Origin of the sequence: Labilibaculum manganireducens (assembly GCF_002843385.1) — a bacterium.
Lineage (GTDB): Bacteria > Bacteroidota > Bacteroidia > Bacteroidales > Marinifilaceae > Labilibaculum > Labilibaculum manganireducens.
In genome coordinates this window covers 37,585-53,567 of the sequence record NZ_MVDE01000017.1, presented here as the reverse complement: position 1 = coordinate 53,567, position 15,983 = coordinate 37,585, and the positions used below count along the sequence as shown (strand labels likewise).

Sequence of the window (15,983 nt, the reverse complement as noted above, 5' to 3'; positions counted from 1 at the left end):
AGAATAATATGGACCCAAACCAATTTGAAGATCTTGAAAATATCGATATTGAAATTCCATTGTTTTTGGAAGCTATATTTCAGAAATATGGATACGATTTTAGAGATTATTCAAAAGCACATATCAAAAGACGTTTAATGCATCGGATGGCAATTGGCAAATTTAATTCAATTTCCCTTATGCAAGATAAAGTTCTGAGAGACAAAAGTTTTTTTATCAGCTTGCTTGAAGATCTATCCATTAACGTTACTGAAATGTTCCGCGATCCAGAATTCTACTCGTCTTTTCGTGAACAGGTTGTACCAAATTTAAGAACCTATCCGTTTATTAAAATATGGCACGCCGGATGTGCTACAGGAGAAGAAGTATACTCGCTTGCAATTCTTTTGAAAGAGGAAAATCTTTTGGACAGATGTCAGATTTATGCAACAGATTTTAATCGACGAGTTTTGGATATTGCTAAATTAGGAATTTATCCAACCCAGGATCTTGAAAAATTCAATCGTAACTATATTGAATCTGGGGGAAAGGGCAGGCTTTCTGACTATTACACACTTAAATATGGTTCCCTTAAATTGGATCAATCCCTATCAAAGAAAATTGTTTTTGCCGATCACAATTTAGTAACCGATACTGTTTTTGCTGAAGTTAATTTAATACTTTGTCGAAATGTATTAATTTACTTTAATAAAGATCTACAAAACAAGGTGATCAACTTATTCTACCAAAGTTTATCATCAAGCGGATTTTTATGTTTAGGCACAAAAGAAAGTCTCCGATTTACGCAATTAGAAAGCAATTTCGCCAATATCGATTCCTCACAAAAAATATATAAAAAGAGAATTAATTAATGTTTAGAGCTGTTGTTATCGGTACGTCTTATGGTGGTTTAGATGCTTTAAAAGCCATTATTCCTCATCTGTCAAAAGATTTCCCTTTGGCTGTTTTTGTTGTACTTCATATTGGTGATAATAAAAACGATTCCTTCATTCGACACCTAAAAAAACAGAGTAAAGTAAAAATAAAAGAGGCCGAAGAAAAGGAAGAAATAAAACCCGGAACGGTTTATTTTGCCCCCCCAAACTATCATATACTAATAGAAAACGATTCTACCATTGCTTTATCTGCTGATCCTAAAATACATCATTCGAGACCATCAATTGATGTTTTGTTTGAATCGGCAGCCTGGCACTTTAAAAATCAATTGATTGGTATTCTCTTAACCGGATTAAATAAGGATGGTGCCCTTGGAATAAAAGAAATTCAAAAATATGCTGGTATTACTATCGTTGAAGATCCAGAAACAGCTATTGCGACAATAATGCCTGCTTCGGCCATTGAAATAATGAAACCAGACTACATCTTACCCTTAGACCAGATTTCAAAAAAAATAATCGAATTAAGTGAACTATATTAAGCTGATAATTGAACCTATAGCCAGATTTATTCATAAATAAGCTCCAAAACATTTCAGATTATATTGGAGGAATACCAATTTAATTTCAAAATAGACTTTAATTAAAATGAATTAATTTTTAGCTGTATCGAGGCAAAAAAGTAAAGCACAGCCATGTTACGATGCATCTTTTTTAACGAAGATATAGCTGAAAAGAAACATTTTATAAGGCATGTTTTGATGTTAATTTGGTATAAGATATAAACCATTATTTTTCCCGAACTTTCCACAATAACTAATTCGAAGAAAATGCCAACTAATATAGAGATTAAAGCTTATTGTGAAAACAAGGAGAAAATTAGAAAAATACTTTTGTCAATTGGCGCCGGATGCAACGGAACTGATCACCAAACAGACACTTACTTCCATTCCAAATCAGGCATACTAAAGTTCAAGGAAGGATCTATCGAAAATATGCTAATCCATTATATTAGGGAAGACAAAAAAGGATCTAATGAAAGTCAGGTTCACCTTTATTCAACAAATCCTGATTCTACTTTAAAAGAAATTCTTACACAGACTTTAGGTACAAGGTCTGTAGTCGAAAAAACAAGAGAAATTTATGCTATAGATAATGTGACATACCATATCGACACAGTTAAAGGTTTAGGTGATTTTGTTGAAATCATAGCCAAAAATAATGATGGCAGTATATCAATTGATAAGTTGCGGGAACAATGCAATCAATACATTAAAATCCTCGAAATCAATGCAAAACATTTAATATCAGAATCATACTCCGATCTGTTACAACAGAATAATCTTTTTAGTCAGATTTTAGTTGATGAATAATATTTCTAGCGAATCAGTCGTATTTTTTTTTACTTATATCATCGAACAATTTAGTAACTTTAAAATAGAATCTAAAGCTGCGTATTGATGCTCCAATTTGAATTTGATATACGGAACCATAAAATTAACAATAACGAATCGAGAGGAATACAACTTGCCTTAGGTATTTCCTTTTTGATTTGCGTCGCATTATTTTTTGTATTTATCAACTATCTTGATTTCTTTCCTTTTAGCGAATACCTTGTACTTGTTTTGGTAATTGCTTCGCTTTATTTTATAGGTTTACTTTTAGGTTGTAAATTTCTTTACCCAAAAGAATATTTGACTATTAACGCCAGAAAATTAACTTATAAAACCGGATGGGGAAATAAAGAACTAAAAATTTACTTAAAGGATATTAAAGATTTTACAATTACAGATCACAAACTAATTATTGTACTAAAAAGCAAAGAAAAAATACCAATCAATCTCTGCTATTTTAGTGATAATGCAATTACGGTACTAAAAAACTATTTGAATGTATAAAAAACGGAAGACTTTAATTCCTTCCGTTTTCCATTTGTTATTTAATAGTCATCCTTGCAAAGGGAGCTGTGTCCTGATCCACAAATTCCTTTTTAAGAAATTTAAAATATCCGGTAATTGCAATCATAGCAGCATTATCGAGAGAATAACCAAGCTGAGGAATAAAAACTTTCCACTTGAACTTTACAGCTACCTCTGTCAATGCCTTTTGCAATCCGGAATTGGCTGAAACTCCTCCGGCAATTGCTACTTGCTTAATCCCGGTTTCTTTTGCTGCTTTTTTAATTTTGTTCATTAAAACATCAACAATTGTGTATTGCAGCGATGCACACAAATCATTCATATTTTCCTCTATAAAATTCGGATTTTCCTTTATCCGATCACGAACAAAATACAAAAATGATGTTTTAAGGCCACTGAAACTATAGTTTAAGCCTTGAATTTTTGGCCGGCTAAATTCAAACGCAAGGGGATTGCCTGATTTTGCATTACGATCAATTATTGGACCTCCCGGATAAGGCAATCCCATCACTTTGGCACATTTATCAAAAGCCTCACCTGCTGCATCATCAATGGTCTCCCCAATTACTTCCATTTCTAAATGATCTTTGACCACAATAATTTGAGAATTACCGCCGGACACAAGCAAAGCCAAAAAAGGAAAGTCAGGATGTTCGTATTTGTTCTTTAAATCATCAATAAAATGTGCAAGAATATGTGCCTGAAGATGATTCACCTCGATTAAAGGAATATTTTTAGAAAGAGCAAAACCTTTGGCAAAGGAAGTTCCAACCATTAATGACCCCAGCAAACCCGGTCCTCTTGTAAAAGCAACTGCATCAATCTCATCGGCAGTAACTCCTGCTTTTTGCATGGCTTGATGAACCACCGGAATTATATTCTGCTGATGTGCCCTGGAAGCTAACTCCGGAACCACTCCGCCATAATCCATGTGTACATCCTGATTGGCTGTGACATTTGAATAAATTACTCCATCCTTTAATATTGAAGCAGAAGTATCATCGCATGACGACTCAATTCCTAATATAGTTATACTCATTAAATTTTATTTAAATCAGAATAAAAATGGCTTTACACACTTAAATGGTTAAAAAAATCAAAAATCTCTTGAAACACTATATTAAGGTGTAAAAATCTTCTTCTTTTTAGCTAATTTTGTGCATCTCATAAAAAAGCAAAATTATCAAAAAATTTCTCAAAATATCAATTTGGACGCTTGTGGTTATCATTATGATACCCATTTTAACCTATTTGATATTCTTGAACAGTCGTGTACAAACCTACGCAAGCAAAAAAATTGCCAATTATATTTCCCAACAAACAAATACTCCTGTCAGAATTGAAGGAGTTAACATCTCCCCCTTTAAAAGCATAATACTTAAAGGCCTTTATATTGAAGATTATCAGAAGGACACTTTGGTTTATGTGGGTAGCCTGACAGCTAAAATTGATTCTTTTAACATCAGAAAACAAAAGATTTTCATCAACAAACTGACTTTAGACAAAGCCTATGTAAACCTACGCGAAGATGAGAACAGATTATTTAACTATGATGTTTTTCTGGACTCATTATCGAGTGGTAAAAAAGGAAATACGACAGATACAATTCAAAAATCATGGGAAATTACCGTTACCAACGTTGATCTTATCAATTCTCAGTTTGGATATAGCGCACCTGATAGTATACCTCAAGAATTTGGCATGAATTATAACAATATTTATGTCTCAAAATTGAATCTTCAAGCCCGAAAAATTCAAATTATTGGCGATTCGGTAGATTTTCAACTGCAGCATTTAAGCTGTATTGAAAAATCAGGATTCGAATTGAAAGACTTTACAGCCAAAACATGGATAACAATTCATCAATGGGGATTAAAAGATGTAAAAATCACATCAGCAAACAGTAAACTTCAAGCAGAACATTTATATTTCGACTACGAACCGGGCAAACAATATTGGCAGCATTTTACTAAGAAAATGAAGCTGGATTTCCAATTAATCTCCTCTCGGGTTAGTTTTTTAGACGTAGCTTATTTTAATAGTTTGCTCTTGGGATTTCGGGAGACCGGATTTCTTTCCGGACATATTTACGGCACTGTTTACGATTTAAGAGGTCGTGATATTGATATTGTATATGGTGCAAATACGGTTCTTAAAGGACGATTTTATATGAATGGTCTTCCTTACCTTAAAGATGCTTATTTAGAGGCAGATTTTGAAGAACTCACAACTACAATTTCTGATATTGAAAAAGTTTACATTCCAGGTTATGAAAAAGAATTCTTTAGTTTGCCTGAATACTTCGATAATTTAGGCTTAATCCATTACAATGGTCAATTTAATGGTTTTTTAAATGACTTTGTTTTCTATGGAGATTTTAAAACTGAATTGGGAGAAATAGAAACGGATATATTATTTAAACCCAACCCTGGAAGCAGCAGATTAAATTTTACGGGAGATATTAAAGCATCAAACTTCTACCTCGGAGGTTTAATTGAACAGGAAAAAGTTGGAAATGTTTCCTTAAACGTTTCGGTAAATGGTTTTACTGAAACAAATACAACCCAAGGTAAAATGAAAGGAAATATTAGTAAAGTGGATTTCTACGATTACGAATATAAAAACCTTTCCTTAGACGGATTTTTCACGAATTCAAGCTTTGATGGTCAAATTTCTATTGAAGATCCGAATATAGGGTTTAATTTTACTGGTAACATTGACTTTTCAGAGGAAATTCCAACCATGAAATTTAGTTCCCATCTTCGTAATGCTAAACTTTTTCCCCTTCATTTAAATACAAAAGATCCAAAATCAGAACTTAGCTTATCTCTGGATGCGAATTTTTCAGGAAGCGAATTTGATAACGCCAATGGTATTATTGAACTTACAAATACAGAATACAAAAACAGTTTGGGCGAATTTGTTCTCAACAAATTTACAATTAACTCATTTTCCTCTCCAACGTTTAAAAGAATCATCCTGAACTCTGATATTTCAGATGCCAAAATAGAAGGAAATTATGAAATTGATCAATTAATTTCTTCTGTTGCAAACATGGCCTATGTCTATTTTCCAGCCTATGCTCCTGAAAAAGAATTTGTAAATACTGACAGTACAAATAATTTCAAATTCAAAATAGATTTAAAAGAAACAGAGCCCATTACAAAACTTTTTTATCCAGATATTAAATTAGCTCCAAATACCAGCTTAGCAGGAAGTTTAAATGCAAAAGAACAGTCAATCGAAATGCATTTTACTTCACCAATTCTTACAATACAAGATAAATCGTTTGAAGAACTCAAATTAGATCTCTCTACCGATAATAAAGAGCTTGTTATAAAGGGACGTACAAATAAATTTAACTTTTCGGATCAATTTAAATTGTACAATCTGTCAGAAAAAATTACAGCCAGTAATAACAATGTTAACCTGGATCTGCTTTGGAATAACTGGGATGCTGTTACCTACAGTGGTTTTGTTAGCGCCAAAGGGAATGTCGAAAAATCAAAAGAATCAGATCGTCCTGTCTGGAATATTAATTTACTTCCCAGCAGCATAATTATGGCCGATAGTATTTGGTCTGTTCAACAATCCAACCTGATTATTGACAGCACAAGTTTCGCCATTGATAATTTCAGAATCAGCAGAGAGAATCAATACTTTGGATTGGATGGAAAAATCTCCTCCAATCCTGCTGACAGTATAAACTTTCAAATTCAGAACATTAGTTTAAAGAATTTAAATGATTTAACCCGAGAACAAAACATTGGAATTGATGGGACTGTTCGTGGCTACGTGCAAGTTTCCGACTTTTATGGCGACAGATTATCCAACTCCAATCTCATGCTCGAGAACCTTGTTCTTAATAATGATACCTTAGGGAATTTCTACTTGATCAGCGATTGGGATAAATTTGACAAAAAGCTCTCATTTTCCTCATTTACTGACTACAACACTCATAAAGAGATTGATTTACACGGCAGTTACTTCCCCGGGTCAGACTCCCTGAATATGGATATTAATATTGATAAAATACGTCTGGGGTTATTAAATCCTTACCTGCAGGAAAATATTTCCAACATAAAGGGTAATGCCTCTGGCCGGGTACATATAGAAGGTTCATCCAGTAAACCAAAATCGACAGGCTTTCTTAAATTGGAAAATGCAAGTTTCACAATAAACGAGCTGCAAACAACTTATTCCTGCAATGACAGCATTAAAATAACACCGTCAGAGTTACAGTTTAATCAATTTAAACTTATCGATTCAGATAAAAACTCAGCTGTTATTTACGGAGTGATTTCTCATGAGCAATTCAACAACTTCAATTTAGACTTAGCTGTAAATGCACTTAATTTTAATGTCCTGAATACAAAACCGACTGATAACGAACTATTTTACGGACAAGCCTATGTTACCGGAATTACAACTCTGTTTGGTCCGGTGAATGATTTGGATATTGAGGTGAGAGTGAAAACAAATAAAAACACCAAATTATATGTTCCTCTTAACAACAGCGGAGATATCGAAGAAAGTAATTTTATCACCTTTGTTAATTCAAATCTGAATGCTGATTCAAATTTGGAAGAAGAATACAAAATTGATCTGTCAGGTATCCGATTAAACTGCGATTTGGAAATTACTCCGGAAACTGAAGTTCAAATTATATTTGACTCGAAAATTGGTGATGTTTTAAAAGCCAAAGGAGGAGGAAATTTAAAACTGCAAATTGACACCAAGGGCGATTTTAAAATTTTTGGAGATTATACAATTCAAACAGGTAGTTACCTTTTTACCTTACAAAATGTCATCAATAAAAAGTTTGATTTAGCAAGCGGAGGAAACATCAAATGGGACGGTGACCCTTACAACGCAACACTTAATATTGATGCAGTATATAGTGTTAAAACAACATTGTACGATCTGCTTTTGAATACTCCTTACATTGACAATTCCAAGAAGATTCCTGTTGATTGTAATATGAACTTAAGCCAGAATCTTGAAAATCCGCTTATTCGCTTTGATATCAATTTCCCTACTTTGGATCAGCAAACACAAAGTATTCTGGAAGGCCTGTTTTCAACTGAAGATGAAATGAATAAGCAGATTTTATCCTTACTTGTTTTAAACCGGTTTTTCACTCCCGAATACCTGCGATCCACTGATCCTGATTTTGAAAATAAAAATTCCAGCTATGCCGTTGGAGTTACCGCAAGCGAAATGCTTTCCAATCAACTATCAAACTGGCTTAGTAAAATCAGTAACGATTTTGATATTGGTGTAAGTTACCGCCCCGGAGACAATCTGACCAGTGATGAGATTGATCTGGCTCTGTCTACACAGGTTTTTGACGACAGGGTAACTATCAATGGAAATATTGGAACAGGAAATAATCAGACCAGCAATAATGATATTGTTGGTGATGTTGATGTAAACTTCAGATTGGACAAAAAAGGAAAGTTACAACTCAAAGCTTTCACCCGTTCAAATGAATATCTGGTGTACGAGGAAACGAGAAATACTCAAGGAATTGGTATTTTTTACAAAGAAGACTTCAACACGTTTTCCGGATTAGTGAAAAAATACCTCAATTTCCTCAAATCAAATAAAGGCAAAAAAGAAAACTAGCCTTTATCAGCAGAAATGTGTTTTTAAATTGCCAGTTCAATGTTTTTCAGCAGAATTAGTTAGAGGTTTTTTTCTTTAATTACCTCGGATATTAAATAGCAAATATTGCTATATTAGCATCTTATCTAGTAAAAATTAATTCATTCAAAAATAATCTATTACTATGTTTACACTAATGGTTGTGGTTTTTGTTCTCGGATATACAGCTATCGCTCTGGAACATCCCCTAAAAATTGACAAAGCAGCTTCTGCTCTATTAATCGGAGTTATAACCTGGGTTCTTTACGTATTTGGAGGAGTAGATATTCTTTCAACCGGCGTTAGCAGAGCCTGGAATGAATACGTTGCAATAAACCCGAGTGCTGATTCTCATGAAGGAATGCTTGACTTTATTGTGCATCATGAGGTTCTTCATCATTTATCTGAAATATCAGCCATTCTCTTCTTCCTTTTAGGAGCAATGACAATTGTTGAAATCATAGATCAGCATCAAGGATTTAAAATCATTACTGATAAAATAAAAACCACGAATAGAGTTAAACTACTTTGGGTACTAAGTTTTTTAACCTTCTTCATGTCTGCAGCTTTGGATAATTTAACTACAACGATTGTGATGGTTGCCCTTATCCGTAAATTAATTTCGGCCAAAGAAAACCGTTGGTTTTTTGCATCAATGGTTGTACTTGCCGCAAATGCAGGAGGTGCTTGGTCTCCCATCGGTGATGTTACAACAATTATGCTTTGGATTGGAGGACAGGTAACAACTCTTAAAATCGTCACCGGAGTATTTCTTCCCTCTTTGTTCACAATGATTGTACCACTAATCATCGTTTCCTTCTCAATGAAAGGAATCATTAAGCGTCCTACTGATGTAAATGGGGATGAAAAAGAATACACTACACATAAGGAAAGAGTTTTCATTCTCTGTCTGGGTGTGTCAGCCTTACTATTTGTTCCTGTATTTAAAACCATAACCCATTTACCTCCCTACCTTGGAATGTTATTTGGATTAGGTACAATGTGGGTGGTTACTGAAATTATGCATAAAAACAAGACTCATGAAGATAAGAGAAAACTAACTGTTATTGGGGTTCTTAAAAAAGTTGATGTACCTACTGTATTTTTCTTTTTAGGTATATTGTCAGCCGTATCAAGTTTACAATCCGCAGGGCATTTAGATATTCTTGCCAGATATATGGATGAAAACATTCATAACATTTACATCATCAACCTAATTATTGGAATACTCTCATCTGTTGTGGATAATGTGCCATTGGTAGCAGGAGCAATGGGAATGTATTCTATTGAAGGTGCAGGAGCCGTAGGATATCTATCCAACTTTGTTCAGGATGGTTTATTCTGGGAATTTTTAGCTTATTGTGCTGGTACAGGAGGAAGTATCTTGATTATTGGATCTGCTGCCGGTGTTGCAGCTATGGGAATGGAAAAAATCGATTTTATCTGGTATTTGAAAAAGATTTCACTTCTGGCTTTAGCCGGATACCTTGCTGGTGCCGGGGTTTACTACCTCGAAGCAGTCTTATTGCATTAAAATTAGAATTTCCTGTTTTTGTATCGAGAATCAAAAACAATAATATTAATTTAGCGAGATATAATATTCTGTATTATATCTCGTTTTTTTATGTGTTAGATTTAACTTGAAAATAGTAAATATGAATTATCTTTTGATTTTAGCTGGGATTCAAACTGCGGCACAAAATGAAGCCTTACTTGAAGGACAAGGAACGGAAGCCACCGAAATTTCTCTTAATTTTATCGATCTGGCCTTTAAAGGAGGATGGATTATGGTTCCAATCATAGTACTTTCGGGTATTGCGATGTACATTTTTTTTGAGAGATTCTATGCCATACGAAAAGCAACAAAAGTAGATTCAAATTTCATGAACAGAATCAGAGATTACATTCATGAAGGAAAAATGGATTCGGCATTAGCTCTTTGTGAGTCGAATGACACTCCTGTGTCAAAAATGATTTCGAAAGGAATTAAGCGAATTGGACGACCACTAAATGATGTTAATGCTGCCATTGAAAACATCGGCAATCTTGAGGTTTCTAAACTTGAAAAAAACCTGCCTACTCTTGCTACTGTTGCCGGCGCAGCTCCTATGATTGGATTCCTTGGAACAGTAATGGGTATGATTCAGGCTTTTTACGATATGTCCACTGCTGGCAATAATATTGATGTATCCCTTCTGTCACACGGTATTTATACTGCAATGGTAACAACGGTTGCTGGTCTTATTGTAGGGATAATTGCTTATTTTGCTTATAATATTTTGGTGGCAAAGGTTGAAAAAGTCATTTTCACTATGGAGGCAACCACTACCGAATTTATGGATTTATTGAACGAACCAATTAAGTAATTAGCTCATGGCATTAAAAACCAGAAACAAGGTAAATCCTAATTTTAGTATGTCATCAATGACAGATATTGTGTTCTTGCTGCTTATATTCTTTATGGTAACATCAACCCTTATCGCACCAAACGCACTAAAATTACTCTTGCCGCAAAGTAAGAATCAAACTTCGGCAAAACCAATAACTACAGTTTCTATCGATAAGGAGTTTAATTTTTTTATTGAAACCACTCCTATTCCATTTTCACAGCTTGAAAATCGTCTACAAAAACGTTTGGGCAGAGAAGAAGATCCAACCATATCTCTGCACGTTGACAAATCTGTACCTATGGAACAAGTTGTTCGGGTAATGAATATCGCGAAAAACAACAAGTACAAGTTAATATTGGCAACAAGAGCTAAATAATTTTATCAGATGAGTAATTCTAAGGGGAAACGAATTGGATTAGTTGGAACTATAATTTTCCACATTGGATTGCTTGCTATACTATTTTATCTAGGCTTTCATACGCCACTTCCTCTGCCAGAAGAAGAAGGTATTTTGGTGAATTTTGGGAATACGAATCAGGGACTGGGAAAAAAAGATCCGGCTCCTTCTCAGTCAACTCAAGCTATTACTGCTGTTTCGAAACCTGCAACAAAACCACAAGTTTCTCAATCGAAACCGGAAAAATCAACAAGTTCAGCCAACGAAAAAATTCTTACTCAAGACAGCGAAGAAGCTCCTTCTGTTCCTTCGGCAAAGGAAATTGCGAAAAAAAAGGCTGAAGTTGAAAAAAATAAAAAAATAAAAGCAGAACAAGATCGACTGAAAAAAATCGAAACCGAAAAGAAACGGCTGGAAGAGATTAAACAACAACAGGAAGCCGAGGCTGAAAAACAACGTTTGGCTGAAATAGAGAAACTTAAAAAAGAAGAAGCGGAAAGACAGGAAAAAATTGCCAACATCAACAACAAGGCAAAAAACGTTTTTGGTCAGGGAACTTCCTCAAATTCATCGCAGGGCAAAACATTTCCATCGGGTAATCAAGGTGATCCTAACGGATCTCCAGACTCCGATAATTACAGTGGTTCCGGATTAGGAAATAAAGGAGTTTCGTACGATTTAAAAGGCCGAAACTCAATGTCCATCCCTAAGCCACAATACAACCTGCAAGAAAGCGGAAAAGTGGTAGTTGAAATAACTGTTGACAGAAATGGTAAAGTCGTTAATGCAAGACCTGGAATGCCAGGTTCTACAACCAGTAACTCTACCCTGTTCGAAGTGGCCAGAAAGGCCGCAATGAAAGCCGTTTTCAATTCTGACCCAAAAGCTTCTGCATTTCAACAGGGATCAATCACTTATCATTTTCAATTGGATTGATTTATATCAATCCAAGCATTTCATAAACTCCAAGAAACTTGAGAGAGGCGAAAATAATTACCGCTAAAAGAATGTAACGGACAAATTTAGCTCCTAAACTAACAGCAAAATTAGCCGCAATATAAGCGCCGATCATATTTCCTGCAGCAAGAATAAAACCAATTTTGTAGTCAACTTGTCCGTTCATAACAAAAACGCCCAAAGCAAATGGAGTATAAAGTAAAACAATAAATACCTTAATTGCATTTGCCTTAACAAGATCAAAACCTGCTCCCAACACCAATCCTGAAAGAAGAAAAAATCCAACCCCGGCTTGTATAAATCCACCATACAATCCTATAAAAAAGAAAATTACAATTTGTATGATACTCGGCTTAGATCGAATTAAACCAGCTTGTCCTTTCACCCACGCATCCGGTTTGTAAAGCACAATAAAAAAGAGGAAAATAAGTAAACCTCCAATGGTTTTCTGCATCATATCCTCATTGATTTCAACAGCCAGGCCTGCTCCAATTACCGATCCGACAATGGCTGGAAGTGCCAGCCAAATCCCTTCTTTAAAAGAAAATACTTTTTGCTTTTTAAAACTGCTGACCCCAACAATATTCTGCATTAAAATGGCAATTCTATTAGTGCCGTTGGCGACATTTGCGGGAAGTCCCATAAACATCAACATAGCCAGGCTAATAATTGATCCACTACCCGCAAGCGTATTTAGAAACCCACAAAAAACGCCGACAATTACAATTAAAATATAATAATACCACTCCATAATTTCATCTTTTTTAGGCGTTTAAACTAAAAATAAAAATTGAAACAAAACATGTTAAAAAACAAAATACCTTTTAGAAATTAATTGGATTATACATATTATTCATAAATATAAAACCAATAATTGCGAAGCATTTCTCAGAATATTGAACAAAAAAAAGAGGAGAATCAAATTCTCCTCTTCTACTATATTTGTGAAATAAGCCTACCAAGCAAACATTGGTCGCTCACACATCATTTCGTTTACGCGCTCGCGAACAGAAGCAATAACCTCTTCACTTTCGATGTTACTAATTACCTCATCAATCATTTGAACGATAATTGGCATGTGCTCCTCTTTTAAACCACGGGTTGTAATTGCAGGAGTTCCAACACGCAAACCAGATGTTGCAAATGGAGAACGAGTATCAAATGGAACCATATTTTTATTAATTGTAATATCAGCCTGCACCAATACATTTTCCACTTTTTTACCCGAAATTTCAGGGAATTTAGAACGAAGATCAACCAACATTGAGTGGTTATCTGTTCCACCGGAAATAACTTTATATCCTAATTTCATAAATTCTGCTGCCATTACCTTTGCATTTTTCTGCATTTGAACAGCGTACTCTTTATATGAATCGGTTAAAGCCTCCCCAAAAGCAACCGCTTTAGCAGCAATAACATGCTCAAGAGGTCCGCCTTGTTGTCCTGGGAATACAGCAAAATTTAATACCTGAGACATCATTTTCACTTCCCCTTTTGGAGTTGTTTGTCCCCAAGGATTCTCAAAATCTTTTCCCATCAAAATCAATCCTCCACGTGGTCCGCGAAGAGTTTTATGAGTTGTTGTAGTCACAATATGACAGTAAGGAACTGGATTGCTTAGTAATCCTTTTGCAATTAATCCTGCAGGGTGAGCGATATCCGCCATAAGCAAACAACCTACTTTATCTGCAATTTCACGCAAACGAACAAAATCCCAATCGCGGGAGTAAGCTGATGCTCCGGCAACAATCATTTTTGGTTTGTGCTCCAAAGCCAACTGCTCTAACTCATCGTAATCTACTGTACCTGTTTCCTCTTTTACATGATAAGCAACGGGATTATACAAAGTACCGGAAAGATTTACCGGAGAACCGTGTGATAAGTGACCTCCATGTGACAAATCCAATCCCAGGAATGTATCTCCTGGTTGCATACATGCATAAAATACTGCTGCATTTGCCTGTGCTCCAGAGTGTGGCTGCACATTAGCATATTCTGCTCCGAACAATTCACATGCTCTGTCAATAGCCAATTGTTCAGTTTGATCTACTATCTGACAACCACCATAATATCTCTTTCCTGGATATCCTTCAGCATATTTATTTGTCAGGCATGAGCCCATTGCGTCCATTACTTGCTGACTCACGAAGTTCTCAGAAGCAATTAGTTCAATACCATTCTTTTGACGTAGGTATTCCTGATCAATTAGGTCGAAAATTTGAATATCTCTTTCCATTGTTGTTTGTCTTTTTTCCGAAATAAATCGAAATGAATTAATGATTTGTTAGTGTTTAGAAGGAATATAATTCCTTATCGATAAAGTATTTACTCCCCCTTGAAAAGATGATGCACCACAAAAAAATTAAAATTACAGATTCCTGAAAGTGCAGGTTCAAAATTAGACAAATCAGCATATTAAAAAAATTATTTCCTGCATAATTCATCCTTAAATGAATATTTATAAAGCATATAGAAAATTGATCAATTAAAATCCCAGATCTCACTACATTCTTACAAAACTTCATGAAGCTGTAAAAACCAATAATCATCTTGTAAAAATCGCAACTCACCTTTCAATAAGCGCATAAAATCTAAATTCTAAATTTTCATTTCGCAACTTAAGGCATTTATTGTAAATTTAACATTGCAATTAACCCAAATCCAAACCATCATGGAAATCGTAGACATTAACCCTAAACAAAGACCAGGACTATTAACTGCCTTGTGCATTCTTACCTTTATTGGAAGTGGATTTGGTGTTTTAAAAAATATCCTTGGGATGATTATGTCTCCTCTCCAAAATCTGCTGGATCCTGAGTTCTTTGATAACGCACTGGACAATGTTCATGATGAGTATGCCCGAAAATTTGTAGAACAAGCGCTTGAAATGGGACAAAAAGCACTTCAACATATTTTTGAAATTTCGCTGACTCAATTCATATTGTATGCAGCAAGCTTAACAGGTGCCATTCTAATGTTTCAATTAAAAAAGACAGGGTTTTATATTTATTCTGCAGCTCAAGTGTTGCTTCTCTTTGTAGCTCCTGTGTTTATTGGATTTAACTTATTTGTTAATATTGGAATCTTATTTGGAAGTATATTCACCATCCTATTTATTGCCCTTTATGCTATCAACCTTAATAAAATGAATTAATTAATATTTATTATCCCTAAAAAACCAAACTATTATGGAAGAAAATGTAACAACTATTGAAGCCCCTAAAAAAAGACCAACTTTCTTAACCGTTCTTTGTATCCTATCACTTATTGGTAGTGGTGGATTTGGATTATTGTATTCTGTATATCAGTATGCAACATTTGAAAGCACTTATCCTGCTCAAATGGAAAAATTAACGACCGCAATGGATCAATTAGAACAGGCAGGAATGGATTCTGGTTTTTTCTACAAAAGCACTGAAAATGGAATCGTAGTACTAGAGAAAATGTCTCAGAATCTGGGTCTGATAACTGGTGTAAATTGTCTTTTTGCATTATTAAGTTTACTTGGCGTTTTCATGATGTTTAAATTGAAAAAGAATGGTTTCTTCTTATACACCATTGTAAATTACTTTTGGGTGTTAGTCCCTTTGGTTTTAATCGATTTTGATGCTTCAATGACAAATTCCTTAATCGGAGGAGCGGTAGTTACTTTGTTTGTCATCCTTTATGCATTGCAATTAAAACACATGGACTAGCAAAACCAACAAGATATTAGATGCAAGCCACTCATTTCGAGTGGCTTTTTTAATACTTTTTAAAATTATTTAACTCGGAATAAAATCACTCTTTTTGTAAATTT

The 15,983-nt window shown here is 34.6% G+C and carries 14 protein-coding genes; 11 read left to right on the top strand and 3 right to left on the bottom strand.

Annotated elements, in window-relative coordinates:
• The first annotated feature begins 8 nt into the window (after positions 1-8).
• From BZG01_RS12180 to BZG01_RS12165, 4 genes are all read left to right on the top strand, one after another.
• Positions 9-851: a CheR family methyltransferase gene (locus BZG01_RS12180; RefSeq protein WP_101310112.1), complete on the top strand. Its 843-nt coding sequence runs from the start codon at positions 9-11 to the stop codon at positions 849-851.
• On the top strand, positions 851-1,417 hold the full coding sequence (locus tag BZG01_RS12175; protein ID WP_101310111.1) for a chemotaxis protein CheB: 567 nt from the start codon (positions 851-853) through the stop codon (positions 1,415-1,417). The genes BZG01_RS12180 and BZG01_RS12175 overlap by 1 nt, the downstream gene beginning before the upstream one ends.
• A gap of 288 nt (positions 1,418-1,705) precedes the next feature.
• Positions 1,706-2,248: a class IV adenylate cyclase gene (locus BZG01_RS12170; RefSeq protein ID WP_101310110.1), complete on the top strand. Its 543-nt coding sequence runs from the start codon at positions 1,706-1,708 to the stop codon at positions 2,246-2,248.
• An 87-nt stretch (positions 2,249-2,335) separates the two neighbouring features.
• A complete protein-coding gene (locus BZG01_RS12165; RefSeq protein ID WP_101310109.1) occupies positions 2,336-2,773 on the top strand; it encodes a hypothetical protein in 438 nt (145 codons plus the stop codon).
• Positions 2,774-2,810: 37 nt separating this feature from the next.
• Here BZG01_RS12165 and tsaD read toward each other — a convergent pair whose 3' ends face one another.
• On the bottom strand, positions 2,811-3,833 hold the full coding sequence (gene tsaD, locus BZG01_RS12160; protein ID WP_101310108.1) for a tRNA (adenosine(37)-N6)-threonylcarbamoyltransferase complex transferase subunit TsaD: 1,023 nt from the start codon (positions 3,831-3,833) through the stop codon (positions 2,811-2,813).
• Between the two features lie 221 nt (positions 3,834-4,054).
• On the opposite strand from tsaD, the gene BZG01_RS12155 reads away from it, so the two are divergent.
• The 5 genes from BZG01_RS12155 to tolA all read left to right on the top strand — a co-directional run bounded on the left by BZG01_RS12155 (position 4,055) and on the right by tolA (position 12,163).
• Positions 4,055-8,422: a translocation/assembly module TamB domain-containing protein gene (locus tag BZG01_RS12155; RefSeq protein WP_180327300.1), complete on the top strand. Its 4,368-nt coding sequence runs from the start codon at positions 4,055-4,057 to the stop codon at positions 8,420-8,422.
• A gap of 163 nt (positions 8,423-8,585) precedes the next feature.
• Positions 8,586-9,974: a sodium:proton antiporter NhaD gene (gene nhaD, locus BZG01_RS12150; protein WP_101310106.1), complete on the top strand. Its 1,389-nt coding sequence runs from the start codon at positions 8,586-8,588 to the stop codon at positions 9,972-9,974.
• 121 nt (positions 9,975-10,095) lie between these two features.
• Positions 10,096-10,806: a MotA/TolQ/ExbB proton channel family protein gene (locus BZG01_RS12145; protein ID WP_101310105.1), complete on the top strand. Its 711-nt coding sequence runs from the start codon at positions 10,096-10,098 to the stop codon at positions 10,804-10,806.
• Between the two features lie 7 nt (positions 10,807-10,813).
• Positions 10,814-11,206 (top strand): ExbD/TolR family protein, encoded by a 393-nt coding sequence (locus tag BZG01_RS12140; protein ID WP_101310104.1) that lies wholly within the window; start codon positions 10,814-10,816, stop codon positions 11,204-11,206.
• A gap of 9 nt (positions 11,207-11,215) precedes the next feature.
• The gene (tolA, locus tag BZG01_RS12135) at positions 11,216-12,163 is read left to right on the top strand and encodes a cell envelope integrity protein TolA (RefSeq protein WP_101310103.1); all 948 of its coding nucleotides are present in this window, start codon (positions 11,216-11,218) and stop codon (positions 12,161-12,163) included.
• 1 nt (position 12,164) lies between these two features.
• Here tolA and BZG01_RS12130 read toward each other — a convergent pair whose 3' ends face one another.
• Both BZG01_RS12130 and glyA read right to left on the bottom strand, forming a co-directional pair.
• A complete protein-coding gene (locus BZG01_RS12130) occupies positions 12,165-12,935 on the bottom strand; it encodes a sulfite exporter TauE/SafE family protein (RefSeq protein WP_101310102.1) in 771 nt (256 codons plus the stop codon).
• A 204-nt stretch (positions 12,936-13,139) separates the two neighbouring features.
• Positions 13,140-14,420: a serine hydroxymethyltransferase gene (gene glyA / locus BZG01_RS12125; protein WP_101310101.1), complete on the bottom strand. Its 1,281-nt coding sequence runs from the start codon at positions 14,418-14,420 to the stop codon at positions 13,140-13,142.
• A gap of 435 nt (positions 14,421-14,855) precedes the next feature.
• On the opposite strand from glyA, the gene BZG01_RS12120 reads away from it, so the two are divergent.
• Positions 14,856-15,338, top strand: a complete 483-nt coding sequence (locus tag BZG01_RS12120; RefSeq protein ID WP_101310100.1) for a hypothetical protein — start codon at positions 14,856-14,858, stop codon at positions 15,336-15,338.
• A gap of 34 nt (positions 15,339-15,372) precedes the next feature.
• Positions 15,373-15,879 (top strand): hypothetical protein, encoded by a 507-nt coding sequence (locus tag BZG01_RS12115; RefSeq protein ID WP_101310099.1) that lies wholly within the window; start codon positions 15,373-15,375, stop codon positions 15,877-15,879.
• The last annotated feature ends 104 nt before the right edge of the window (positions 15,880-15,983 follow it).

Excerpts from the sequence above, each read along its gene's own strand:
- BZG01_RS12115 (WP_101310099.1), top strand. The coding sequence starts at position 15,373 with ATGGAAGAAAATGTAACAACTATTGAAGCCCCTAAAAAAAGACCAACT.
- nhaD (WP_101310106.1), top strand. The coding sequence starts at position 8,586 with ATGTTTACACTAATGGTTGTGGTTTTTGTTCTCGGATATACAGCTATC.
- BZG01_RS12175 (WP_101310111.1), top strand. The coding sequence starts at position 851 with ATGTTTAGAGCTGTTGTTATCGGTACGTCTTATGGTGGTTTAGATGCT.
- BZG01_RS12145 (WP_101310105.1), top strand. The coding sequence starts at position 10,096 with ATGAATTATCTTTTGATTTTAGCTGGGATTCAAACTGCGGCACAAAAT.
- tsaD (WP_101310108.1), bottom strand. The coding sequence starts at position 3,833 with ATGAGTATAACTATATTAGGAATTGAGTCGTCATGCGATGATACTTCT.
- tolA (WP_101310103.1), top strand. The coding sequence starts at position 11,216 with ATGAGTAATTCTAAGGGGAAACGAATTGGATTAGTTGGAACTATAATT.
- BZG01_RS12170 (WP_101310110.1), top strand. The coding sequence starts at position 1,706 with ATGCCAACTAATATAGAGATTAAAGCTTATTGTGAAAACAAGGAGAAA.
- glyA (WP_101310101.1), bottom strand. The coding sequence starts at position 14,420 with ATGGAAAGAGATATTCAAATTTTCGACCTAATTGATCAGGAATACCTA.
- BZG01_RS12120 (WP_101310100.1), top strand. The coding sequence starts at position 14,856 with ATGGAAATCGTAGACATTAACCCTAAACAAAGACCAGGACTATTAACT.
- BZG01_RS12180 (WP_101310112.1), top strand. The coding sequence starts at position 9 with ATGGACCCAAACCAATTTGAAGATCTTGAAAATATCGATATTGAAATT.
- BZG01_RS12140 (WP_101310104.1), top strand. The coding sequence starts at position 10,814 with ATGGCATTAAAAACCAGAAACAAGGTAAATCCTAATTTTAGTATGTCA.
- BZG01_RS12130 (WP_101310102.1), bottom strand. The coding sequence starts at position 12,935 with ATGGAGTGGTATTATTATATTTTAATTGTAATTGTCGGCGTTTTTTGT.
- BZG01_RS12165 (WP_101310109.1), top strand. The coding sequence starts at position 2,336 with ATGCTCCAATTTGAATTTGATATACGGAACCATAAAATTAACAATAAC.